Source organism: Candidatus Nitrosotalea sinensis, assembly GCF_900143675.1.
Classification (GTDB): domain Archaea; phylum Thermoproteota; class Nitrososphaeria; order Nitrososphaerales; family Nitrosopumilaceae; genus Nitrosotalea; species Nitrosotalea sinensis.
The window spans coordinates 22,969-44,704 of sequence record NZ_FRFC01000003.1 but is presented as its reverse complement, the minus strand read 5'-3'; the positions used below and the strand labels follow the sequence as shown (position 1 = coordinate 44,704).

27 protein-coding genes are annotated in these 21,736 nt (G+C 35.0%); 15 read left to right on the top strand and 12 right to left on the bottom strand.

Annotated features, from left to right (window positions below; all coding sequences use genetic code 11):
- The first annotated feature begins 56 nt into the window (after nt 1-56).
- Nucleotides 57-398 carry a hypothetical protein gene (locus NSIN_RS01770; RefSeq protein ID WP_101009113.1) on the top strand — a complete coding sequence of 114 codons (342 nt, stop codon included), beginning with the start codon at nt 57-59 and terminating at the stop codon, nt 396-398.
- Here NSIN_RS01770 and NSIN_RS01765 read toward each other — a convergent pair.
- Nucleotides 395-979, bottom strand: a complete 585-nt coding sequence (locus tag NSIN_RS01765) for a transcriptional regulator (protein ID WP_245871871.1) — start codon at nt 977-979, stop codon at nt 395-397. The two genes, NSIN_RS01770 and NSIN_RS01765, sit on opposite strands and share 4 nt — an antisense overlap.
- A 243-nt stretch (nt 980-1,222) precedes the next feature.
- Between NSIN_RS01765 and NSIN_RS01760 the strand changes: the two genes are divergently transcribed.
- On the top strand, nt 1,223-1,540 hold the full coding sequence (locus NSIN_RS01760) for a DUF6659 family protein (RefSeq protein WP_101009947.1): 318 nt from the start codon (nt 1,223-1,225) through the stop codon (nt 1,538-1,540).
- Nucleotides 1,541-1,578: 38 nt separating this feature from the next.
- Here the strand turns inward: NSIN_RS01760 and NSIN_RS09595 are convergent, their stop codons facing one another.
- Nucleotides 1,579-1,905 carry a TRAM domain-containing protein gene (locus NSIN_RS09595; protein WP_101009112.1) on the bottom strand — a complete coding sequence of 109 codons (327 nt, stop codon included), beginning with the start codon at nt 1,903-1,905 and terminating at the stop codon, nt 1,579-1,581.
- 211 nt (nt 1,906-2,116) lie between these two features.
- On the opposite strand from NSIN_RS09595, the gene NSIN_RS01750 reads away from it, so the two are divergent.
- From NSIN_RS01750 to NSIN_RS01735, 4 genes are all read left to right on the top strand, one after another.
- Complete coding sequence (locus NSIN_RS01750) at nt 2,117-2,377, top strand: winged helix-turn-helix domain-containing protein (RefSeq protein WP_101009111.1); 261 nt, start codon at nt 2,117-2,119, stop codon at nt 2,375-2,377.
- Between the two features lie 2 nt (nt 2,378-2,379).
- Nucleotides 2,380-3,576, top strand: coding sequence for a helix-turn-helix transcriptional regulator (locus NSIN_RS01745; protein WP_101009110.1), 1,197 nt, complete (start codon nt 2,380-2,382; stop codon nt 3,574-3,576).
- Nucleotides 3,573-4,919: a hypothetical protein gene (locus tag NSIN_RS01740; protein WP_101009109.1), complete on the top strand. Its 1,347-nt coding sequence runs from the start codon at nt 3,573-3,575 to the stop codon at nt 4,917-4,919. The genes NSIN_RS01745 and NSIN_RS01740 overlap by 4 nt, the downstream gene beginning before the upstream one ends.
- 92 nt (nt 4,920-5,011) lie before the next feature.
- Nucleotides 5,012-5,209, top strand: a complete 198-nt coding sequence (locus NSIN_RS01735; protein WP_101009108.1) for a hypothetical protein — start codon at nt 5,012-5,014, stop codon at nt 5,207-5,209.
- Here the strand turns inward: NSIN_RS01735 and NSIN_RS01730 are convergent.
- Nucleotides 5,206-7,566 carry a 6-bladed beta-propeller gene (locus tag NSIN_RS01730; protein ID WP_101009107.1) on the bottom strand — a complete coding sequence of 787 codons (2,361 nt, stop codon included), beginning with the start codon at nt 7,564-7,566 and terminating at the stop codon, nt 5,206-5,208. The two genes, NSIN_RS01735 and NSIN_RS01730, sit on opposite strands and share 4 nt — an antisense overlap.
- 98 nt (nt 7,567-7,664) lie before the next feature.
- On the opposite strand from NSIN_RS01730, the gene NSIN_RS01725 reads away from it, so the two are divergent.
- The 3 genes from NSIN_RS01725 to NSIN_RS01715 are packed head-to-tail and all read left to right on the top strand — an operon-like array spanning nt 7,665 to nt 9,231.
- The gene (locus tag NSIN_RS01725; RefSeq protein ID WP_101009106.1) at nt 7,665-8,378 is read left to right on the top strand and encodes a 7-carboxy-7-deazaguanine synthase QueE; all 714 of its coding nucleotides are present in this window, start codon (nt 7,665-7,667) and stop codon (nt 8,376-8,378) included.
- Nucleotides 8,378-8,938, top strand: a complete 561-nt coding sequence (folE, locus tag NSIN_RS01720) for a GTP cyclohydrolase I FolE (protein WP_101009105.1) — start codon at nt 8,378-8,380, stop codon at nt 8,936-8,938. The genes NSIN_RS01725 and folE overlap by 1 nt, the downstream gene beginning before the upstream one ends.
- Before the next feature lie 38 nt (nt 8,939-8,976).
- Complete coding sequence (locus NSIN_RS01715) at nt 8,977-9,231, top strand: hypothetical protein (RefSeq protein WP_101009104.1); 255 nt, start codon at nt 8,977-8,979, stop codon at nt 9,229-9,231.
- On the opposite strand, the gene NSIN_RS01710 is transcribed toward NSIN_RS01715, so the two are convergent.
- The gene (locus NSIN_RS01710) at nt 9,228-9,899 is read right to left on the bottom strand and encodes a 7-cyano-7-deazaguanine synthase (RefSeq protein ID WP_101009103.1); all 672 of its coding nucleotides are present in this window, start codon (nt 9,897-9,899) and stop codon (nt 9,228-9,230) included. The genes NSIN_RS01715 and NSIN_RS01710 overlap by 4 nt on opposite strands.
- 38 nt (nt 9,900-9,937) lie before the next feature.
- Nucleotides 9,938-10,765, bottom strand: coding sequence for a GRP family sugar transporter (locus tag NSIN_RS01705; protein WP_281259587.1), 828 nt, complete (start codon nt 10,763-10,765; stop codon nt 9,938-9,940).
- Between the two features lie 84 nt (nt 10,766-10,849).
- On the opposite strand from NSIN_RS01705, the gene NSIN_RS01700 reads away from it, so the two are divergent.
- Nucleotides 10,850-11,605 (top strand): enoyl-CoA hydratase/isomerase family protein, encoded by a 756-nt coding sequence (locus NSIN_RS01700; RefSeq protein ID WP_101009101.1) that lies wholly within the window; start codon nt 10,850-10,852, stop codon nt 11,603-11,605.
- Here NSIN_RS01700 and NSIN_RS01695 read toward each other — a convergent pair.
- Both NSIN_RS01695 and NSIN_RS01690 read right to left on the bottom strand, forming a co-directional pair.
- The gene (locus NSIN_RS01695; protein ID WP_101009100.1) at nt 11,600-12,517 is read right to left on the bottom strand and encodes a homoserine kinase; all 918 of its coding nucleotides are present in this window, start codon (nt 12,515-12,517) and stop codon (nt 11,600-11,602) included. The genes NSIN_RS01700 and NSIN_RS01695 overlap by 6 nt on opposite strands.
- On the bottom strand, nt 12,517-13,275 hold the full coding sequence (locus NSIN_RS01690) for an ATP/GTP-binding protein (RefSeq protein ID WP_101009099.1): 759 nt from the start codon (nt 13,273-13,275) through the stop codon (nt 12,517-12,519). The genes NSIN_RS01695 and NSIN_RS01690 overlap by 1 nt, the downstream gene beginning before the upstream one ends.
- A 57-nt stretch (nt 13,276-13,332) precedes the next feature.
- Between NSIN_RS01690 and NSIN_RS01685 the strand changes: the two genes are divergently transcribed.
- Both NSIN_RS01685 and NSIN_RS01680 read left to right on the top strand, forming a co-directional pair.
- On the top strand, nt 13,333-14,349 hold the full coding sequence (locus tag NSIN_RS01685) for a lysylphosphatidylglycerol synthase transmembrane domain-containing protein (protein WP_101009098.1): 1,017 nt from the start codon (nt 13,333-13,335) through the stop codon (nt 14,347-14,349).
- Nucleotides 14,350-14,385: 36 nt separating this feature from the next.
- On the top strand, nt 14,386-15,180 hold the full coding sequence (locus NSIN_RS01680) for an SDR family NAD(P)-dependent oxidoreductase (protein ID WP_101009097.1): 795 nt from the start codon (nt 14,386-14,388) through the stop codon (nt 15,178-15,180).
- A 5-nt stretch (nt 15,181-15,185) separates the two neighbouring features.
- Here NSIN_RS01680 and NSIN_RS01675 read toward each other — a convergent pair whose 3' ends face one another.
- The 4 genes from NSIN_RS01675 to NSIN_RS01660 all read right to left on the bottom strand — a co-directional run bounded on the left by NSIN_RS01675 (nt 15,186) and on the right by NSIN_RS01660 (nt 18,347).
- On the bottom strand, nt 15,186-15,584 hold the full coding sequence (locus NSIN_RS01675) for a hypothetical protein (RefSeq protein WP_101009096.1): 399 nt from the start codon (nt 15,582-15,584) through the stop codon (nt 15,186-15,188).
- 15 nt (nt 15,585-15,599) lie between these two features.
- Nucleotides 15,600-15,821: a hypothetical protein gene (locus NSIN_RS01670; protein WP_101009095.1), complete on the bottom strand. Its 222-nt coding sequence runs from the start codon at nt 15,819-15,821 to the stop codon at nt 15,600-15,602.
- A 146-nt stretch (nt 15,822-15,967) separates the two neighbouring features.
- Entirely contained in the window at nt 15,968-17,191 is a 1,224-nt protein-coding gene (locus tag NSIN_RS01665; RefSeq protein ID WP_101009094.1) for a glycosyltransferase, read from the bottom strand.
- 31 nt (nt 17,192-17,222) lie between these two features.
- Nucleotides 17,223-18,347, bottom strand: coding sequence for a thiamine biosynthesis protein (locus tag NSIN_RS01660; RefSeq protein WP_101009093.1), 1,125 nt, complete (start codon nt 18,345-18,347; stop codon nt 17,223-17,225).
- An 84-nt stretch (nt 18,348-18,431) separates the two neighbouring features.
- Here NSIN_RS01660 and NSIN_RS01655 point away from each other — a divergent pair, with 84 nt between their 5' ends.
- The 3 genes from NSIN_RS01655 to NSIN_RS01645 are packed head-to-tail and all read left to right on the top strand — an operon-like array spanning nt 18,432 to nt 21,031.
- Complete coding sequence (locus NSIN_RS01655) at nt 18,432-19,148, top strand: phosphoadenylyl-sulfate reductase (protein WP_101009092.1); 717 nt, start codon at nt 18,432-18,434, stop codon at nt 19,146-19,148.
- A 9-nt stretch (nt 19,149-19,157) separates the two neighbouring features.
- Nucleotides 19,158-20,297 carry a sulfate adenylyltransferase gene (sat, locus tag NSIN_RS01650; RefSeq protein WP_245871870.1) on the top strand — a complete coding sequence of 380 codons (1,140 nt, stop codon included), beginning with the start codon at nt 19,158-19,160 and terminating at the stop codon, nt 20,295-20,297.
- A 32-nt stretch (nt 20,298-20,329) separates the two neighbouring features.
- Complete coding sequence (locus tag NSIN_RS01645; protein WP_133124028.1) at nt 20,330-21,031, top strand: hypothetical protein; 702 nt, start codon at nt 20,330-20,332, stop codon at nt 21,029-21,031.
- Here NSIN_RS01645 and NSIN_RS01640 read toward each other — a convergent pair.
- The gene (locus NSIN_RS01640; protein ID WP_101009942.1) at nt 21,028-21,642 is read right to left on the bottom strand and encodes an endonuclease III domain-containing protein; all 615 of its coding nucleotides are present in this window, start codon (nt 21,640-21,642) and stop codon (nt 21,028-21,030) included. The two genes, NSIN_RS01645 and NSIN_RS01640, sit on opposite strands and share 4 nt — an antisense overlap.
- Nucleotides 21,643-21,736: the final 94 nt, after the last annotated feature.

The window sequence follows — 21,736 nt, the reverse complement described above, 5'->3', positions numbered from 1 at the left end:
GATCATATCGTAATTTTCTCTATAAAGCTTTTATGATATGATGATGTAATAGACTCATGAAACAGACCAGCCAGGATGTGTATCAACTCATTTACGAATCAAATCTAGACAGTAAACTAGAACAGATTCTTATTGGATTGGTAAAAGACAATCCTTCCCCAAAGATTGAATCAATAATTCAAAAATTTCTTCTGTATGTACAACATTCTACAGAAAATTTCTGGACAACTTACTATGGTGCAAAAACATATGAAGAAAAACTAGATTGTTACTACCAATATTCCAAGAACCAGTGCCTTGCAACAGAGGTACTGGTACGAGATCTTGGTTCATTATCATCTGATGATGAAATAAAAGAGAATTTGGACGCATTGGTAAAAGAGAGTTTTACATTCTAGGTAAGAGAAGATTCTGCCTTTGGTCTGGATTCCTTGAATTTGGCAATCTTTGAACCCTCTTCATTTACAACCTGATCAATACTAAGTAGCCTTTCTCGTAAGCTAGTGATCATAGATGCAACATCATCTGCTTCCTTTTCTACATCGCTTCTCTTCTGTTGTAGTGCCTTAATGCCTTGCTTCTCCTCTTCTATATACTGGCCTACTTTGACAAGTTTCTCCTTCAAATTCTTGATATCTACTGATTCATCTTCTATGTTCTTTTCTAGGTTAGTACGCTTGTCCTTGAGATCTTTGATCATCAGGCCTACATAGTCTATGGCTTCTTCCAACTTGGTTCTCTTATCCATTAGTGCCTTTATTCCGATGTCTTCATTTGTGCTCATACGAGTTTGTTGAATAGGTTCGGGTATTTTTACTTGTTCAGAAGGACGAAAATTTGACTCTTCCATTACAGATGTTCCCGCTTCAGATCTTGGTTCATACTGAAAAGTCTTACCTGTTGAATTAGATGCTTTATCTGTTCCTGAAGAAGTGGATCCAAATTCGTCATCCTTCTTCTTTCGGAATTTATCAAACATATCGTTATGAAGTATTGTTATTTTTAATATATAAAAAGTGATATTGTTTAGTTTTTTGGCTGTTATTCTACATCGATATTCTTACCACCATCTTTTACAGAATGATAGTATTATTCACAGATCTATGACTTTGAACAATAAATTTTGGATTAAGATATATTTAGAGAATTAGTTCTTGGTTCTAGTTACTTGAATAAAGTCAACCTCCTTCCCATAGTAGAGTATATCATTGGACTAGACCCAATGATGAGATTTGCTGCTATAATAGATCTAAAAGGCAACATATCTGAAGCAATAATGAAAGAAGGTAAAACTTCTCTAAAATCACAAAAAGAAGAGGAACATTTCTGTAAGCAGGTAGCTATTAGGAGAAAAATTAGACAACAGTTTGACAAAAGCCTTGGGCCTGTAAATTATGTGCATATAGAACGACAGAAGATTTCTCAATTTGTCATATATCCTAAACGTAAGACTGTCTATGTTACAATGGAACCAGCCATGGATATAAAACGAAAGCTGGAAATTGTAGAATTGATTAAAAAGAAAACTGCAAAATTATAAAAAATTAAAGAAATAGAATTTTTTTCAGATGCCTAGATCTACTCTGTAGCTGGCTGTGGGGTTCCTTCGCCTACTACATCAGCAGTAGCAAATCGTCCGCCTACCTGTGTAATCTTTATTTTTGCGTTCTGACCTACTTGCCCGCCTTTGACGAATATCACAAAACCTTCAACTCTTGCAATACCGTCTCCTTTTCTACTGATTTCAGTTATGGATACATCATATTCCTTACCAGTTTCTACTGGTTTTGGTCTATTGTCTTCAAATCTTCGACCACCGCCGAATCTTCGTCCACCTCCATATCTTCTTTCTCTGCCGTATTCTCGGCTTGGGCTTTCACCAAAACCACTATCGTTAAAGCTCACCGTTACACCTCCTTCTTAGCCAACTAGCTTTCTTTACCCTATAAAATCCATCCTTGTCAGTTCTCCCCCGCTTCGTAATTGCTAAAAAATTGACCATTTCTAGGCCTGAAACGGCTGTTCCGCTAGGCGTTCCGCTATGAAATTTCATACTGTACCTGATAAAACATCAATTCTATAATACCTCATGTCAAAACAACAATACAGGTCCGAAATGGGCATAATAGCCGATATCCTTGGTGTAACCATGGATGGAGGAACACAGGGAGTAATTGTTTCAGCCATATCCCGAAGAGCAAACCTATCACACTATGCTGTGCTTGAGAAATGCCAGAAGTTGATAGATGCTGGCTTGGTTGAATCTATGAAAGCAGATAGAAACAGGCTGTTTAGGGTTACTGAGAAAGGGATAAGATTCTTCCAAGAATTTCAAAGATTCCAGGGAGTAATGCAAGGACTCAATCTAAGGTATTAGGCATGTATTCCAAGTACCAATTGGTTGAGGTACAGGATGTGTTACTATCTGAAGGAATGATTTTTGTAAGGATTAATTGTATTCTCACAACAATGGTGAGAGCTCCAGTTATAGCAGCATGCTTTCTTTTCCTTGCTCTTTCGACATTTGTGCAATATGCAATAGGCAACCCCAAGGTTCTTGACTTTACAACTTATGCAGATGGAACTACTCATGTTTTTTATCAGACTGATGTAGATCCCCAATCGCCTGACTTTACTTTCAACCTATATGGTACTAATATTGATAATCTTGTTGTCCAAGATGAAAATGGGACACTACTCTCCAGTAAAATAAATGCAAACACAGTAACAGTAGCAACACTAGGATCATCTACTATAAAGGTGGATTATGACACACCAGATCTAATATCAAAAAATGGAAAGACATGGACTTTTCATGTAAATTCTGAAACTGATTATTCTATACTTTTACCAAAAAATACTGTGATTGTTGGAATGAGTGCATCTCCCTTGAACATGCAGATAGTTGACGGTCAATCACTTATTTCACTACCAAGTGGATCATCTGATATCAATTACATCTTTGGTGTGCTTGGTACAAGTCAAACTGCTACTCTGGCAATTCAAAAAGCTCAAGATTTTATCAGCACAGTAAATGCTGCTGGAATACAAACTCCGCTGGCATTGGCAAAGCTTAATGAATCAAGGGCAGACTTTAATCAAGGAAAATATTCTGATGCAGAGTCCATTGCTAATCTAGCAAAGAATTTGGCTATTCAAGAGCAGCAAACTGCTAATTCAATACATGATACCAAATCCGCTGATACATTGCCAACACTTCCTTTGATTATTGGAGGCGTAATTGGTGTAGGGGTAATTGGATTTGTGGTGATGAAAAAATCTAGATCAGGCAAGAACATAATGTTGAAGGAAACTCAGGGTGATGACACTATGCCTGAGAAAGAAACAATTTACAGACTCAAGCCAGAATTACGCCAAGACGATAAGGAAATTATAGCATTTATCTCAGAAAAAGGAGGCCAGGTATACGAAAGTGAATTACGAAAAAAATTCTTGATGCCAAGAACAACTATGTGGCGTGCAGTCAAGAGACTAGAAAGAGAAGATGTTGTCGAAATAGAAAAAGTAGATCAACAAAATCTAATTAAACTCAGAAAAATGGAGGATCAGAAATGAAAAGTCTATCTATTGTGATTGCTACACTAGTTGCAACACTAGTTTTAAATGGTCCAATTCAATCGTATGCAGATCCACAGCTTGATACACTGGTAAATATTGCTACCCAGGCAAAAAACAACCTCAATATTCGAATCTCTCAAATTTCTAATGTCTCTACAGAAATTACCTCACTATATCAACAAGGTTCTGATGAAACTGATGCTCTAACTAGAGCTACTGATGTTCAGAATATCACATCTGCAAAACAACATTTTCTCTCTGCAATGAATTTCTTTAAACAGACTAATGATAAAATTAATTCTATTAATGCAACTGAGGTAAATGACCAGCAACGTGTAGATGTTGCAAAACTCCAAAGCGAAATAACAAGATTAACAAAAATTGCCGAAACTCTAAGAACAATATCTATAACTAATCATGCAGGCTTTGATTTCACACCTTTTGATGCTTCAATTCAGCAAGCAAAACAAGCCCTTGATGCTGGCAAAATTGATGAGGCATCAAAATCAATTGATGCTGCAAATCAATTAATTGTTAATGCCCATCATGCTTTATCTGAAATTGCTCAAGAAAGAACTACTGATAGAGCAAAGGATTTCACAGAAAAACAAATCGAACGATTTGATAAGATAAATGAGCTTAATACAACTCAAAATTACTCTCCTTTGGTTTCAAATACAACAGTATCTACAACCAATAATAATCAAACATCAATACCAGAAAATACTAACGAAATGATTGCAAAACTACGAAAACTTGTATCAGAGGGCAATGTTGATGAAGCATTAAAAATAATAAAATCACTTGATAAATATCAAAATGATACAACAACACAAAATAATGAAAATACAGAACAGAAATACCAAACTATCACTGTACTAAATAATACAAATTCTAGTTCTAATCTGCAGTCAGCAACCCAATCTAATGTTCCAGGTGGTCTAACCAATGTTACAAACTCTATTGAAAATTCATCTAATAATATCTCAAATCAGACTAATGAAAATGACAAAATAAACAGGAATTCATACAATAATGATACTAGTGAAATTAATAAAAATAAAAAAATAGAAAAAACTGAACACCAAACTAGATTTGATACTAATGAGCAAAACAATACCGATTCTAACCTAACATCATCTAATTTTACATCGATTCATGATATCCAAACAAATTCATCAAATAATAGGCAAATCCACGAGGATCACATTATAAACAGAACTACATTGCAAGAAACTCCACATGGAAATGTGGATTCACAACAGCACAATAGTGTACATGAAAGAAACAATAATTCTGAACAACGAGGAAAACCAACACATGAAAAGAACGATCATTAGGTATGTCATCTAAATACCTTATATCGGCTTGTTAATCGCTAATCCTATTGTACCCATAAAATTCATATAGATTTTTACCAACACCAAAACGGATGGCTTCAAAGCAAATTTCTATAGGTGTAGGAATACCAATGATAGTAGTTGGTTTCATACTGGCTTTTATTCTTGCTCCAATTCAAGTAGATCTTAAAGATACTGTAGAATTTATTGGAAGTCTTATTGGAATACTTGGAGTATTAATCTTCATAGCAGGATTTCTTTCAAGAAAAGTAGCTCCTGTAACATACTAAACTTTTACAATTCCAGTTGATATTAAATATTGGATACTTTGCCAAAAAGTATTATCATCAATCTGGCCTGATGACCACTGTCTGATATTTCCTTTTAACCAATTTGGAATTTTTGCATTGTTGTCTTGACTTAGAGATGGGATCTTAAGAACACCTTGGTTTATCATGTATTTTACAACTAATGAGAATTCTTTCTTATCCATGGCTCCTTCAGACCACCAAACAGATGTATTTTTTATCCAACTGGGCTGATTGTTCTTATTTGTCTGTCCGTATAATGCAAATTTTTGTATGTTGTTGTTTTTCTTATCTACGACATAGATGTTATCACTACTATCAATTGCAAGACCTACAGGTTGTTCAAATTGACCTTGTCCAGTACCTTCTGTACCCCAACTTACAAGGAAATTCCCATCAGAATCAAATTTCTGAATTCTATGATTCCCAGTATCTGCAACAAAAATGTTATTTTTAGAATCTATTGCTATTGCAGTTGGATTGTTGAATCTTCCTTCCTCGTTTCCACTAGAACCATAAAAGTTTACAAATTCCCCAATGCTTGAATATTTCAAAATTCTGTTATCTGTAGTTATTGCATACAAATTATCTTGTGAATCAAATGCTATGGATTTGATACCAGTAAAAGATGCTCCATCTGTCAGTGATGAAACTATATGATCTTTGTAAGTTCCTTTGTCATCAAATATCTGAATAATCCCTTGTTCTAGGTCTCCTGCAAAAAGCTCCTTCTTGTGATTGGAGTTTATAGCTGCTGGCGCTTTAAACATACTAGGACCAGTACCATATGATCCCCAGGAGTATACAAAACCTCCAGTTTTGTTAAACATAAGTATTCTAGAATTACCTGTATCTGTTACATACGCATATTTCTCATTGACAAAAATGCTTGATGGATTCCTAAATTGACCATTTGATGAGCCCATCTCACCCCATGAAAGAAGCAAGTTACCTTTTGAGCTGAATTTTTTTATCTCTGAATTTCCAGAATCTATCACATAGATATTGTCATTCTTATCAATAGCAATATTGTTTGGAAACTGGAATGTTGTAGAATTAATTTCAGAAACAAAGTAAGGAATATTGTACTGTATTGCACTCAAAATTTTTCCATCATCAATTGCAGCACCAATAACGGAAAATATGGAATATTTTTCAATTCCATCATAATTTACATACAAACGCCACTGGCCACTGGTGTCATATTGTGAAATTTTATGCGGTATAATAATTTCAGTTGTATTCATTGGCAATTCTACTGGGGAGCTAGATATGCCATCTGGAGATGTAACCCATGTACTTATAGAATTTGTAGTAACATTTGATACGTGTATCTTGAAATTAGCAATCTCTCCTGGTTTGTAATTTAATTTGTTTGGTATAATCTCAACTTGTATGTTTGGCAGCTGAAGCGGATTCTGAATCACTCTAAATGTTCCGGTCTTTGTTATTCCTGCATAATTGATCTCAAATTTGTAGTCTCCAATTATTTTAGATAAATTCTTGAGAGATATGGTATAATGTACGGATTGAGGAGAAAATTGAGTACTAGTTGTGTTTCCTAGAGGATCTGTTATTTTTATTGTTCCTGTTGAATCTGTTACTCTGCTCATTAGTAATTCAAATGTAATATCGCTTCCTGGATACAAAGTGTCTGAATTCTTAACTGATAATTCCATCAATTTGTGTATGTCTCCTAAAAGAAAAGGTACTGTTGTAGTGGAATTAAAGTAGCGAACTTTCAATGTGTATAATCCCGGTGGATTAAATTTTGCAAATTTTAGCATTGGAAAATGATATAGTATACTTGGTTTGTCTGCAGTTATCTCAATTTCAGGTGTTCCTAGTGCATCATTTCCATCTTGATCATAAAAATTCAATAAATAAAAGTGTGCGAACTTGGCATACGGCTCAAAGTAAGATGAAGTGATGTTAATATTCATAGTATCAGGTTCATAGTAAGTTATCTTGTCTGTAATTACAGTCAAACCAAGGGGTTTGACATTAAAATGGACCGTTTGATTAACTCCCGCATATTTGTAATCAATTGTCCATGAACCAAACTGGTTATCATTAGCATCACGTATTATTTGATGTACTATTTTTTGTGGTTTGAATTGATCTGTAACAACTCCTGATATTATAGAATTGTCCGGTCTATGTGCTACCCAGTTTATCTGTCCACCATTATATCCTTGAATTGACAAGTAAACCTTTATCCACTCATTTGCACCAAATTCTTGCTTTTCAGGAACTGCAGTCATTGTTATGGCATTAGCATTTTGAAATGTGAAAAATACTATGACTCCCAATGTGACCAGAAAAACTAGGTTTTTCATAGATGATGTTATTTCCACTATTATATTCACTTTAGCAAAAAAAGTCCTTCACAGGAAGATCCAATTAAATAAATAATGAACAAGTACAGATCGAATACTTGAACATAAGACTTTATGAAATATTCACTTCTGTAGAGGGTGAAGGAATTTTGTATGGGACAAAGACGCTCTTTGTCAGGTTATCTGGGTGCCCGTTCAAATGCTTTTACTGTGATACAAAGGATGCTCTCCCAATGAATTCTGGAAATGAATATTCTATTACTGAAGCGAAAAATCTGATAAAAAAGAACTTGCAAAAAAATACATACAAAGTTAATTTTACTGGAGGTGATCCACTAGCACAATCAAAAGCCTTGGCAGAATTGGCAAAATTTGTTCAGAATAAAAAAATTCCAACTTATTTGGAATCATCTTGTTACGATTCTAAAAAATTCACCGATGTTCTACCTTACATAGATTTTATAAAAATTGAATTTAAAACTCCAGATTCCGGATTTGTTGATTTAAAACATTATTCTAAACTCTTAGAAAATGAACTTGAATGTTTAAGACTTGCAAAAAAATCCAAGAAAACTACGTATATCAAAGTAGTAGTAAGCTCAAAAACTCAGCTGAAACCATTTAAAAAATTGCTTGGACAAATATTCAAAATTATATCAAAGACAGATCTTGCAGGATTTATAATACAGCCTACGTATGGTATATCTGAGCCTAGTTTGGAACAATTATTCAGCTTTTATGATTCAGTTTATCCGTATTATGATCAAGTTAGAATAGTACCACAACTACACAAATTCATAGGTGCACCATGATGAATAAAGAAAGAATAAAACGATTAATTCGTGAAATAATTGCAGAGATAGGAGAAGATCCAACAAGGGAGGGCCTTGTTGACACTCCTAGCAGAATAGCAGACATGTATGAGGAAATCTTCAAGGGATATGAAGGAGAATCAGAATTATCTGTCAAATTTTCTGAAGACTCTGATATAGTAATTGCAAAAGATATTCAATTCTATTCTATGTGTGAACACCATATGTTGCCGTTCTATGGTAAAATTAGCATAGCATATTCACCAGACGGCAAAGTATTTGGTATCTCAAAACTGGTTCGCCTAGTTGAAAAATATTCTGCTAGACTGCAGATACAAGAAAGAATCACAAAGAATATCGCTGACGAACTATATTCTGAAGGAGTAAAAGGAGTAATTGTTATTGCAGAAGGAGAACATCTTTGTATGAAAATGCGTGGGGTACGAAATGATGCAATAGTTACAACAATAGCATCACGAGGAGCATATGATAAAAAAGAAGCAAGATCAGATGTTCTTAATCTGATATATAGTGGAAAATCAAAACCAACCATTAGTTAATCTAAAAAATTAAATAATAACATAAAACCAGCACAGTTATGGGCGCACACAACAATATTCATGTTCCAAAAGAATCTTGGCCTGCCTTTTTGTGGTATGCTATAGAATTCTTCGTTGTGTTGGCTGCTGGACTTGAAATATCTCTGAATTCCATGGATTATTTCAAGAAAATGGGTCTTGGTGACCCAATGTCAACATGGGCTTTTTGGGGTATGGTTGGAGTGGTATTCCTAGCTTATTACATTCTTGTAAGACCACTAATACTAAGAAAGCCTATACTGTCAAAGATCTAGATTTTCAGATATTTCGTTTTATCCGCTATCTTTGATTTGTAAAATGCTAATCTTCTATTATTGCATGATTCACATGTTCCGCAATGAATTTTGTTACCACCATAACAACTCCAACTTTTGAAAATATACTGACCTAATTCTTTGTAACCTTTCCTTAAAAGATCACTCTTTGAAAGATTATCCATAAACGGACTCCAAATTCTTATCCTCTTTCTTAAATTCAGATTTATTCCGTCAATTTCGCCTTGATTCAAGGCCTTTGTCAATAATTTTGCAAATGTTGGCCTGCAATCAGGATATCTCATGTCTCCTGTATGTGCTCCATATGCAACAATCTCAGCTTCTCTTGCAAATGCCCATGCTGATGCTATGCTGAGAAAAATAGCATTTCTTATTGGAGCAACTATTGAATAATCAAATTCCGAAGGAATTGTTATTTTAGAATCTGTCAATGCATTTGTATTTCCATACAGTCCTTTCATGAAACTAATGTCTACAACTTTATGTTCCTTGAATTCTAGTAATTTTGAAAATTTTTGTGCAATCTTTATTTCGTTGTTTGCTTTTTGGCCGTATGAAAAAGTTATTCCATACAACTCATATTTTTTCATATAGGCAGCAGTACATACAGAATCCAAGCCGCCACTAAACACAATAACTGCTTTCAATTTGAAAATGCTTAGAATTTGACTAAATAAATGCTTGACTAGGCTATAGACAATAACGCAGCTCCTGATAAAATCATGACAGATCCAGTAATTACTCTAAATATGTTCTGCTTGTTGGCTATCTCTTTAAAATATAAAATTCCCCATGATACTGCAAAGAGCGTAGCTGTTTGGGAAATTGGATATGCTACTGTAATCCCTACTGATGTGATGGCAATTAAGACAAACAAACTTCCTGCGTTAAACAAACTTCCTGAAGCTATTCCTGCGATAATATCTTTTCTGATCCATTTTCGTGAAATAAACAAGAGTGGTATACTAATTGCAAAAATAGACAAACTTGATGAAAAAAATCCAGATTGTAATGTGTGGGTCATTTGCATCGGTATAACATATGAACCTCCCACAATTCCTGATATTATAGCAATCACGTATCCTCTTTTTTGCACGGCCGAAGTCTTTGTTGCACCTGTTACAAATGGTAAACCGGCTAACAGTAACCCTATTGCGCCTATTGCTAGGGGCATGTGATTAAATTTTTCTCCAAAAAACAATATCCCCCAGAGAAATGAAACTAGGATACTAAATCCTGCAAGTAATGGTGATGTCTTTGAAAGTCCTATCAGTCTTACTGAATAAAGTGCAAGTATGTTTCCTGCAGTCCATATCGCCCCACCAATAAGACCACTAGGTAAAATCTCAAATCCCCAGAAAAAACTAATCGGTATTGCAAAAAGAAGAGCACCAATTCCTGTAGACCCTTGAAGTTGACAAATGTCTGCAACCTTGACTTTTTTTACAGGCACAAAAAAAGTACCCCAACAAATAGCTGAACCAATAGATGAAATTAATCCAGACGAATTCAAAGACAACTTTCACTGCAAGGTTGACAATATAACTCGGTTTCTATCCACTCTAAAGTTTAATTTTGGCCAAGATATTTTTTCCATATGGCTTACCTAAAAGTTGAACGAGATGATCAAGTTGTTCAAATCACAATCACTCGACAAGAAAAACTAAATGCAATGAATCTGGCTGTAATGGACGAATTTATCTCAATACTGGATGGATTGGAAAAAGACTCATCTCGAGTCATTATAATAACTGGTGATGGTACAAAGGCCTTTTCAGCAGGGGCCGACATTGAATATATGAGTAGTATAGGACCATCAGACGCAGAAAAATATGCACTACGAGGACACGAGGTCCTCAATAAAATTGAAAAATTGGAAAAACCTGTAATTGCCGCTGTAAATGGATATGCTTTGGGTGGAGGGTGTGAGCTTGCACTTTCATGTGATCTAAGATTTGCTTCTCCAAATGCATATCTTGGGCAACCAGAAGTAACTTTAGGAATATGTCCGGGATGGGGAGGCACACAAAGATTGTTACGAATTATAGGTCCAGCCAGAGCAAAAGATCTCATATTCTCTGGTAGAAAAATTACTGCAGAAGAGGCATTCTCAATGGGTTTGATAAACAAAATATTCTCCTCTGAAAATCTAATTTCAGAAACTAGATCATATGCAAAGACAATATCAAAAAATAGTAGCTTTGCAATAGGAGTTTCTAAAATGCTTGTGAACAAAGGAACAGATGCTAATCTTGATACTGGACTAAAACTTGAAATCTATTCATGGGCTGTCTGTTTTTCAACTAAAGACAGAGAAGAACGAATGCGTAAATTTGTTGAAAAAAAATTATAATGCAAAAGCACCCTTACTTGGCCTACAAACTACTGTGATACATTCTGTATTGGCAGAAGAAAACCCTTTTTCCATTGCTTTACAGATCTTTTTATGATTTGCAGATTTTGATGTAAATGAAATTACTGATGGGCCAGCACCACTTATTGTTACACCTAACGCACCTGCCTGCAGTGCATTTTTCTTAACATTGTCAAAACCTGGAATCATGTGTTTTCTAGCTGGTTCTACTATTATGTCCTTTATTGATCGACCCAATAATTCTACATCTTTATTGATAAATCCAGTGGCTATAGCAGCTGCATTAGCAAGATTTCTTACATGATCATGTAATTTTACTTGTTGTGGTAAAACTCCTCTAGATACTTTGGTCTTCTTTTTAGGAACAGCGATTTTTGGTATTGCAACACACAGCACTAGATCCTTTGGCGGTTCAATTTTTATGACATCAAGAGGATCTGTTCTTACTATTACAAACCCGCCAAGAACTGAGGCACTCACATTATCATAATGAATAGACCCTGCACTTGCCCTTTCTCCCATTCCTGCAAATTCTACCAAAGTATTTTGATCAAGATTTAGGTCAAATAATGAATTAAACGCAACTGCAGCAGCTGCTGCAGATGCTGCACTACTACCCATTCCAAATCCTGCCGGAACACCTTTTTTGATTTTGACTAGAAGACCTGTTTTTACCTTGAATGCCTTTGACATTTCAATAATCACTATTCCTGCAGAATTCTTTTCAGGTTCTAAGGGAACAGAGTCAGAACTTTCGATAACTATCTGTGTTCCTTCATTCTTTGTTATTTGTACTTCATCGTAATATGCGTCAAGAGCAAGTCCAAATACGTCAAAGCCAGGACCTAGGTTTGCAGTAGAGCTGGGAGCTCGAGCAATTACGCTTTTCATTAATCTTCTACCTCTTCACCCAAGTTAAGTATGCGACTCAATGCAGCTTGTAGATTCGTCATGCCTTCTCCGGTAACATTGGAAATTGGAATCATTCCTTGTGCAAATCCTCCTAAATTCAAACTTCGTAGAATATTGACTGCAAGTGTATAATTTTCACCGTCTGAACTTTTTGCAAGGGAACTCTCAAGACTTGTCATGTTTGTTGACCATTTCAATATGTCTTTAATCTTATCTTCAATAAGATCTATCTTTGTTAGCACATTTATCTGTGGTAATCCAAGTCTCAGCTTTATTGATGTGGAAAGCAATGCAACTGAAACAAAATTTGAAGGAGAAGTCATCAATGATCCATCATGAAGAAATATTGATGCTTTCTCTTCTATGTTCAAGTTTTGTACGATAAATGGACCACTTGCTCTATATGCAAACAATTCTACTTGTCCTGGAGTATCTACTATAAGATAGTCTGGATTTACATTGTCTATCTCATTTTGTATATCGTCTATCTTTGATGCAATAAGATCATTTGCCATGATCATTGATCCGTTTGGACCAAGATCATATTGTTTCATGATATCTACTATGTTGATATGGTCTCTGACATCAATATCACATGTGTATGGAAGATTTTCTACACCAGGATCCAAATTCAGCATTCCTACAAACGCCCCATTTCTAGAATAGTAATCTAGAATTTTAGAAGCCAATAATGACTTTCCTGCACCTGCAGTTCCAACGAGAAAGATTGCCTTCATTTTTCTGATAATTCATTCTATGTTGAGCTTATATTTCCATCTCTGAGTAAGGATGCAATGAACTGGAAGATCCTTGCTATTCCTGTGAGTATTATTCCATTCCTAATTATTGCTGCTACATTTAACGTAAGTTTTGATAATATTCTTGCAATAGGTATGTTGCCATTCGTAGGAGCTTCCATAGCTATGGCTGCCAAATTATTCACACAGGGACTGAAATTCAATTATCTTGTAAAAAAATTTCTGGGTCCAGTTGATGTAAACTGGAGAACAATTTCGGTACGAATTGGCAGTGAATTTGTAACATCTACAACTCCTTCTTTTGTAGGTGGAGAATTGGTAAGGATAATGTGGTTGGGTAAAAAAGGAGTTCCAATTGGAAAAGCATCATGGGTAACAATTATAGAAATTGTAACGGAGGTTCTAGTGTCTGGAATATTTGCAATAACTGCTGCAGTAATTTCATTTACATATGGTGCATATATTATAGGAATAACAATACTCGCAATCAGTATTCCCATTACAGGACTTTGGTCTACGTTATTCTTTCTTTCTTCTAAAAGAACATTCCAAGTACCTGGTTGGGCTTCAAAACTTGCTACAAAAGTAGGAAAAGAGCGTTCTACAAAATACATCGATAAAACAAATTTGTGGATGAAAGAAATATGTGACATGAGTAGGGAAACTCTGCATACCAGAGAGATCAAAAAAGCATTTACTGTATCTCTAATAATCTCAGTATTTACATGGTCACTTTACGGTCTATCGTTTATGATAATTGCAAACGGTGTTGGTTATGTAATTGACTTTTTCCATTCTCTCATGGCTACAATGGCCTCTATAGCAATTGGTAATCTGCCTATTACCATTGGTGGATCTGGATTAACTGAATTTTCTATATGGGCCTATCTAGGTCATCTACATAGTCTAACATTTGAAGCTGCCAAGAATAGTCTTCAATGGAATATTGTAATAGGGTGGAGAATAGCAACTTATCATGTTGGTCTTGTAATAAGCTGGATATTTCTAATGAAAGTCGTGTATCCTAGCATAAAAAAGACCAAAACTGCATAGAAAGCACTTTATTTTAATGCCCTGAATTTTCAATTATTGAACTATAACAAAAAAGTAGTGGTTATCACAGGTGCATCAAGCGGAATTGGCGAACAATCTGCTGAAAAATTTGCACAACTGCATGCAATTGTAATACTAGTATCTAGAAATGAAGAGAAACTACAGCAAATATCTTCTAGGTTATCAAAATATCAAACTACTATACTTGTTTATGCTTGCGATATATCAAAAAAAGATCAAGTAGACAAGATGGCTAAATTTGTAATTGAAAAATTTGGCAGTGTAGATGTACTTGTCAACAATGCAGGTTTTGGGATATATGACACTGTAGAAAAAATTAAAGTTGAAGAAATGGAATCACAAATGAGTACAAATTTTTTTGGTATGATGTATTGCATCAAGGCCTTTTTACCAAAGATGTTGGAGAAACGGTCTGGTCATATTGTCAATGTAGCTTCTGTGGCTGGAAGTGTTGGTATTCCTGGAATGGCATCTTACTGTGCATCAAAATTTGCCATGTTGGGATTCTCTGAATCTTTATATCATGAACTTAAAGGAACCGGTGTTGGAATAACAGTAGTTAGTCCAATAATGGTACGAACCAATTTTTTTGATCATGTATCTTTTGGTAAAATGCCTAGATATTCTTCAACATCACTTGATCCAAAAACCGTTGCAAATGCCATAATCAAAGCCTCCTCTTCGCCCAGGCTTGAAATTGTTGTACCTCAATTTGTCAGATTTGTGATATGGCTAAAACAAACACTGCCATACATAATAAACCCGATAATTGGCGGAATTTTTAGAAGATCACTTAAATCTAAAATATGATATTTCTATTCTTCTGATTCTTCTTCGGCTGCAGAATCTGAATCGACATCCATTAATTCTAGATTGGTAAGTTCAAATTGATAAATTGCATCCATGTCTATTTCCATTTCTTTCTTCAAGTATTCGATAACTTTTTTGCTCAAGGGTGCCTTGAGTGAGTTTATTGTAAACTCGTAGACAACTCCCTTCATAAGATCAGCAGGTTTTATTTTCTTTGGAAGGTTCATTCCCTCAATTATTTTTCTTCCATCCTCAATTGCTTCATACAGCTGTGAATCTATCTTCATATCTTTATCATAAATTTCCAATATGTAACCGGTTCTTGTGATAGACTCTGGCTTGCCAAATTTGGCATCCTTTATCTCATCTTGTACCCATTTTGGAATCTCTTTTTCTTTTCCCATTATAACTCACTAAAACTAACCTTGTTTGTCTTTTTTACTTGTCGTCCACCAATCACGATATTCATCATGTTTATCTTCACGTGTTTTTTCTCGTTTGTTTAATCTGTACCTTATGTCACTTACTTGTTCTCTTGTTGCAAACAAACCACACTTTTTACAAATGAAATGTTTTGTATTAGCGTCAAATTTCATCTCTACTACTATATCTTTAGCTGCACATTCGGGGCATTCAGTCAACGACGGCGATCATCCGAGTTATCCATAAAAGCTTTTGGTCAGTTTTCTGGTACGCGGTCTATATCCTCATCCCTAAAAGGTCAGTTCGCCCATCAAAGTGCCGCGTACCAGTGCATTATTTCTTCATGAAAAAATTATAATTCTTTCTAGTTCTCTAACATTTCAGAGATAATTTTTACAGTATTCTTTGTTCCATCTGTATTGTAGTTTCTTGAAAACTCTGCTAGATTTTCTTGGTATTTGTTATAGTCTTTATGTATGAGAGATACTGCCTTGACAGTCTGTTTTACATTCGTAGCTAAAACTCCGAGGTTCCTATCTTGAGCCCATTGTATTTGATTAGTATGTTCATCATACACTGGTATGCCTATGATTGGTTTTGCCTTGGCTCCCAGTATCTCACCCATTGCAGTATGAGAACCATTTATCACTGAATATTTGCATAAATTTAAGACAGTATCTTTTTCCTGTTCTGACAAAAATCCTGCATCTATCTGAATCCAATCTATTTTTTTTTCCAATGCTTCAGAAATTGAATATGTTTTTCCATCTCTTCCCAAAACCTTGTCAAGTGCAGAATCTGCACTTGCATGTGATATTACCCTTCGTTGGTTGGCCATCTCTGTACTGTGAAACGCATTTTTGTAATTTTCCAAAGTTATCTTTTTTGTTGACTGATTGCCTGTTATCATCCAATATCCAAAGCTATCTACATTTTCAATCAATTTCTCTAAATCTGATTTAGGCTTGGAATGTGTTGTTGTGCTATTTGAAAAATGTCCTACATACACAACTTTTTCCTTTATCTTGTCAGGGAAGTTAAGATTGTATTCACAGATTGTATATGGTGGAGGAGAATCTGCAACAAGTATTTTTGTTGCTCTTTCAATATTTTTTGATACGTATATCACTCCTGGATACAAGTAAAATCTGGATGCCCATAACTTTGGCTTGAATTGATTTGTAATGAAAATGCATTTGATGTCTCTTCTTTGTGCTATTGCATTTGACCCTACATCTCCATCATTTACTACAAGATCGAATTTTTCTTTATTGTATAATCTTCCTTCATTTCTCAGATATTTAGTAACTACTGAAAGCAAAGGAGGTCTTCCTGACATTGGCAATAGAAAGTTAAGAGTAGATAGCGATATGCTGGGACCTTTTTTACCATCTATTGGTACGGGCATCTCAATGTTGTGGATTCTCTCTTTTGGAAATTTTTTTAATAATTTTTGATAGATCTCACCACTGCTGGTATAATGCATTTCTACATCCTTTATCGTCTCATGAATTGTATCGTTTAGGTGCATCATTCTGGTGAAATGACCATTTCCCCAAGGATAGATGAATCCTCCAATCTTCTTCATAAGAGAAAGTAAATTTGACCCGTTTAAATTCTCAGTGATTTGATTTCAACGAATCAATTATGTCATGTATGTTTTTTGAACCCACTGTGATTGTGATAATCTTGCAAGTCTTTAGAACATCTTTTACATATTTCATAGTTTCAGACGTGTTAATTTTTCTATTATTGGGATGATTCCTGCACAATTCGTCTAAGCTTGAAATGTATTTTTCAAGTCCCATCTTTTTTGCATTTTCAAAAATTTCAGAATCTATACCTGAAAGAGCAAACCATGGAATTATTTTATTTTGTAATACTAAGTTTGCATTATGCTCACAAAAAGAAGCTGGAAATATCATTGGAGATATTCCTAAGGAAACTCTACCAATCTTTTCTTTGGATGCTATTGATGTTAGTATCTGAGTTATTGTAATAATTCTGGTAAACACATTTGCAATTCCCTTTATCTTACAAATTCTAATACTCTGATTCTCTTCAATCATGTGTGGCAATATTTTATTTACAATTTTTACAAGCTTGAGTAAATCAGGTTCACTACGATAACAGACAAGAATTTTCACATCAAATCCCATCTTTATGGTTTGAAGGCATGATATTGCAGACAATTCATCATACACACAACACAAGATCTCTGATCTTTGTGAATTGTATGGAATACCACCCAGTCCCTTGTCTACAAAAATACAAACATAGGCATGTGTATCTGTCAAATAGACATATACCTGCCTATCATGATCTGACTCAGAACCAGGTTTTGCTCCAAGGTGACTAACTTTGTCTATTAGAGAAGACATTGCTGTAATTTCAAGATCTTTTGCAAGAAAATTTCTAGTCTTTCCATCAATCTTGATATGAAATTTTTCTCCTTTTACTAGTAGACTTAGTGTAGTATTTGTAATGGCTGCCAAGACTGTATCAAAATCACTATCTACTTCTTTTGCAATTGTAATTTTTTCTATTCCAAATAAGAGATTCACTGCAGATGATGCAAGAACAGGATCATCTGCTTCTATTATTATTAATGATTCATTCTTTCGTAGATCACCATGGTGTTGATTATTTATTTTGAGAATTTTTTTAATATTTGTTTCAAGGCTATTTATTTTATTTAATGAGTAAATTGATGGAAAAACAACAAGTACTGTTTTTTCTACCATGTGTTTTCACTGTATATCTCATTTATAACTCTAGAATGAATAATTTACACAAATAATATATGACGAATAACGCGAATTTTTGTTATGCCAAGGTTTACCGCTGAAACAATACAGCAATTAAATAAAGATCTACAAACTCCTCAGGATGTTCTCAAGTGGTCTTTAGATAATCTTCATCCAAAAATAGCAATGGCATCAAGTTTTGGAGCAGAGGATGTAGTGGTGATTGACATGCTAATGAAAATAAATCCAAAAGCAAGGATCTTTACTCTTGACACTGGAAGACTAAATCAAGAAACATATGATGTAATGGATGAGATACGTAAAAAATACAATCTAACTATTGAAGTAATGTTTCCAGACCAAAATGAAGTAGAACAAATGGTTCGCGTAAATGGTCTAAATCTATTCTATCAAAGCATTGGTAACAGAAAACTTTGTTGTGGCATACGAAAAGTTCATCCTCTAAACAGGATGCTTTCAACACTGGATGGATGGATTACTGGATTAAGAGCAGATCAAACTGAAGTACGATCAAGTGCAAATAAAATTGAAATTGATGAGCAACACAGTGGAATGCTTAAGATAAATCCTATAATAGAATGGACTTGGGACCAAACATGGGATTATATCAAGAAAAACAATGTTCCCTATAACAAATTACATGACAAAGGATTTCCAAGTATTGGATGTGAGCCATGCACTCGTGCAATCAAATCTGGAGAACCATTACGAGCTGGACGCTGGTGGTGGGAATCTGACTCTCAGAAAGAATGCGGACTGCATGCAGACCACGGGTAAGTGATATCATTGACAGGTTCTGGAATATCAAAACCACATGGTGGCAAGCTGGTAAATAGAATAACTACAAAAGATCCTAATCAACTGTTTTCCATATCCATTAATGCAGATTTAGCAAATGATGTGGAGAATATAGCTGATGGTATTTTTAGTCCTCTTGAAGGATTTGTAATGCAGGAAGATTTTGAGAATATAGTCTCAAGAGGTAGGTTGGCAAATGATTTACCTTGGACAGTTCCGATTGTTCTTGATGCAGACAAGGATACTGCAACAAAAATGAAAGATGCAAGAGATGTTGCTCTAAATGTTAATGGTATGAATTTTGCTATATTGCATGTAGATGATGTTTACACTTTTGATAAAAACACGGTCGCGTCCAAAATCTATGGAACATCCGACATAAAACACCCGGGTGTTGCAAAAACTATGAACATGAAAGAGTTTCTTGTTGGTGGCAAAATTGATTATGTAAAAAGACCAGACGAGACTCAAATCAGACGATACAGAAAAACACCTACTCAAACAAGAGAATTTTTCCAAAAGGCTGGATGGAAAACAATTGTAGCATTTCAAACAAGAAATGTACCGCATGTTGCTCATGAAATGCTACAAAAGGCGTCTCTTAACACACATGATGGATTATTTGTGAACCCACTGATAGGTAAGAAAAAATCAGGAGACTACAAGGATGAAGTGATTGTTGCTGCATATGAATCCCTAATGCAAAATTATTATCCTCAAAACAGATGCTATCTTGGAACATTACATACAGAGATGAGATATGCAGGACCGAAAGAAGCAATACATCATTCCATAATGAGGAAAAATTTTGGATGCACTAATATCATAATAGGAAGAGACCATGCAGGTGTAGGCACATACTATGATCCATTTGCTTCACAAAAGATATTTGATCAATACCCTGACATTGGGATAGAACCAATATTCTTTCCTGCATTCTTTTATTGTAGAAAATGCCTGTCATTTGCAAGTGAGAGAAATTGCCCGCATGGTGCAGAATATCAAGAGAGCCTGAGTGGAACTAAGCTCAGGGCAATGATTCTTGATAAACAAAACCCATCTGAATACATGATGAGGCCAGAAGTATTTCAGGTACTGGCAAAATCAAACAATCCCTTTGTGGACTAGATTTTTATTGAAATGAATATTCATTTCAAGTTATGCGTATCTTACTTGTGGCACTTTTGCTGACAGGTTCATTTCTGCCTGTATATGCTCAAGAAGCTACTATGAACAAGTCTGAACGCTATGACTCTGTTACAGTACCATATAGTGCATTTAATGTAAATGCCAAAAATGCTACAGTGTTTAAACTTGACCATGAGCATGTAACAAATTGGGAGATTGAGATGCAAAACAAACTCCATTATGCAGGTCAGGGTGGAAATACTGTAGTAAGGTTGTATGAAGATCTCAAAACACCCAAGTTTATAGAAATTGGCATGGGAGGTCCTCCCGATTATAGATTCTGGGTTGCTGTCAATACTCCTGAAGATGGATATTTTATAATACATGATGAAAAAAAGATTGGCTGGACTTCTGACAAACTCATAACTGCAACTCATTCAAGTAATGGTGGCCTGACTGTTAGCGTAGGATCAAAAGAAGCAGTTGCAAATCTAGATGTTGCTGGTTTTACAATGAGAGAGTTTACAGTATCTGGAATGAATTCTACATCCGACCTTCCACCAGTAGACTCGGGTGAATTTACTTTTAACATTCTTTCTGGTGATCCTTCTGGAAATCCTATATTCTATATGCCATTTATGGTACTAGCAGTAACATTAGTGTTGATTGTAGTATTGCTAAAAACCAAAAATAGAACTTCCGAAGAGAAGATGTCTCAAAACAAATCATCCTAGTTTCTCGTTGTATAGTAATCACAATCTTTCTTTATCTGACAAACAGAACACATTGGCGATATTGGCTTGCAAATGTTTTGTCCATACATCACAAATGTATCATTTATTCTAATCCAATGTTCTTTTGGGATCTTTTTCATAAGTTCAATCTCTGTCTCCTCTGGAGTCTTGGTTTGCACCATCCCTAATCTGTTAGAAATTCTATGTACATGTGTATCAACAGGTATTGCAGGTTGATCAAATGCATAAACAAGAACACAGTTTGCAGTCTTCCGGCCTACTCCTGGCAAAGTTAATAGTTCTTCCATGGTGTCAGGAACTGTACCTGAATATTTTGAATCAATGATTGATGCAACCTCGATTATTCTTTTTGCTTTTACATGATAGAAGCCTGTTCTTTTGATTATTTTTTCTACATCTGGTAATTTTGCTTTGGCAAGTGATCTGGCAGTCTTGTATTTGGAAAATAATTCTCTTACCACTGCAGATGTACTTTCATCTCTTGTTCTTGCTGAGAGTATTGTGCCTATCAAAATGCTTAACGGACTGCCATTCTCTGCTTCACGAAGTTCTCTTAGCGCTGTCATTCGAGGAGGTTTTACAGAATCCATTGTTGAAATCATGCCGTCTAAAATTCTCTTGATTTTTTTCAACTAGTTGTTTTTGACCACACAAGTATTATATCTGTTATAACAAAGATCAGCA

What these genes read in the sequence shown, in the direction of transcription:
- NSIN_RS01770 (WP_101009113.1), top strand. Translation starts at nt 57, where the DNA reads ATGAAACAGACCAGCCAGGATGTGTATCAACTCATTTACGAATCAAAT.
- NSIN_RS01765 (WP_245871871.1), bottom strand. Translation starts at nt 979, where the DNA reads ATGTTTGATAAATTCCGAAAGAAGAAGGATGACGAATTTGGATCCACT.
- NSIN_RS01760 (WP_101009947.1), top strand. Translation starts at nt 1,223, where the DNA reads ATGATGAGATTTGCTGCTATAATAGATCTAAAAGGCAACATATCTGAA.
- NSIN_RS01750 (WP_101009111.1), top strand. Translation starts at nt 2,117, where the DNA reads ATGGGCATAATAGCCGATATCCTTGGTGTAACCATGGATGGAGGAACA.
- NSIN_RS01745 (WP_101009110.1), top strand. Translation starts at nt 2,380, where the DNA reads ATGTATTCCAAGTACCAATTGGTTGAGGTACAGGATGTGTTACTATCT.
- NSIN_RS01740 (WP_101009109.1), top strand. Translation starts at nt 3,573, where the DNA reads ATGAAAAGTCTATCTATTGTGATTGCTACACTAGTTGCAACACTAGTT.
- NSIN_RS01735 (WP_101009108.1), top strand. Translation starts at nt 5,012, where the DNA reads ATGGCTTCAAAGCAAATTTCTATAGGTGTAGGAATACCAATGATAGTA.
- NSIN_RS01730 (WP_101009107.1), bottom strand. Translation starts at nt 7,566, where the DNA reads ATGAAAAACCTAGTTTTTCTGGTCACATTGGGAGTCATAGTATTTTTC.
- folE (WP_101009105.1), top strand. Translation starts at nt 8,378, where the DNA reads ATGAATAAAGAAAGAATAAAACGATTAATTCGTGAAATAATTGCAGAG.
- NSIN_RS01715 (WP_101009104.1), top strand. Translation starts at nt 8,977, where the DNA reads ATGGGCGCACACAACAATATTCATGTTCCAAAAGAATCTTGGCCTGCC.
- NSIN_RS01700 (WP_101009101.1), top strand. Translation starts at nt 10,850, where the DNA reads ATGGCTTACCTAAAAGTTGAACGAGATGATCAAGTTGTTCAAATCACA.
- NSIN_RS01695 (WP_101009100.1), bottom strand. Translation starts at nt 12,517, where the DNA reads ATGAAAAGCGTAATTGCTCGAGCTCCCAGCTCTACTGCAAACCTAGGT.
- NSIN_RS01690 (WP_101009099.1), bottom strand. Translation starts at nt 13,275, where the DNA reads ATGAAGGCAATCTTTCTCGTTGGAACTGCAGGTGCAGGAAAGTCATTA.
- NSIN_RS01685 (WP_101009098.1), top strand. Translation starts at nt 13,333, where the DNA reads ATGAACTGGAAGATCCTTGCTATTCCTGTGAGTATTATTCCATTCCTA.
- NSIN_RS01675 (WP_101009096.1), bottom strand. Translation starts at nt 15,584, where the DNA reads ATGGGAAAAGAAAAAGAGATTCCAAAATGGGTACAAGATGAGATAAAG.
- NSIN_RS01665 (WP_101009094.1), bottom strand. Translation starts at nt 17,191, where the DNA reads ATGAAGAAGATTGGAGGATTCATCTATCCTTGGGGAAATGGTCATTTC.
- NSIN_RS01660 (WP_101009093.1), bottom strand. Translation starts at nt 18,347, where the DNA reads ATGGTAGAAAAAACAGTACTTGTTGTTTTTCCATCAATTTACTCATTA.
- NSIN_RS01655 (WP_101009092.1), top strand. Translation starts at nt 18,432, where the DNA reads ATGCCAAGGTTTACCGCTGAAACAATACAGCAATTAAATAAAGATCTA.
- NSIN_RS01645 (WP_133124028.1), top strand. Translation starts at nt 20,330, where the DNA reads ATGCGTATCTTACTTGTGGCACTTTTGCTGACAGGTTCATTTCTGCCT.
- NSIN_RS01640 (WP_101009942.1), bottom strand. Translation starts at nt 21,642, where the DNA reads ATGGATTCTGTAAAACCTCCTCGAATGACAGCGCTAAGAGAACTTCGT.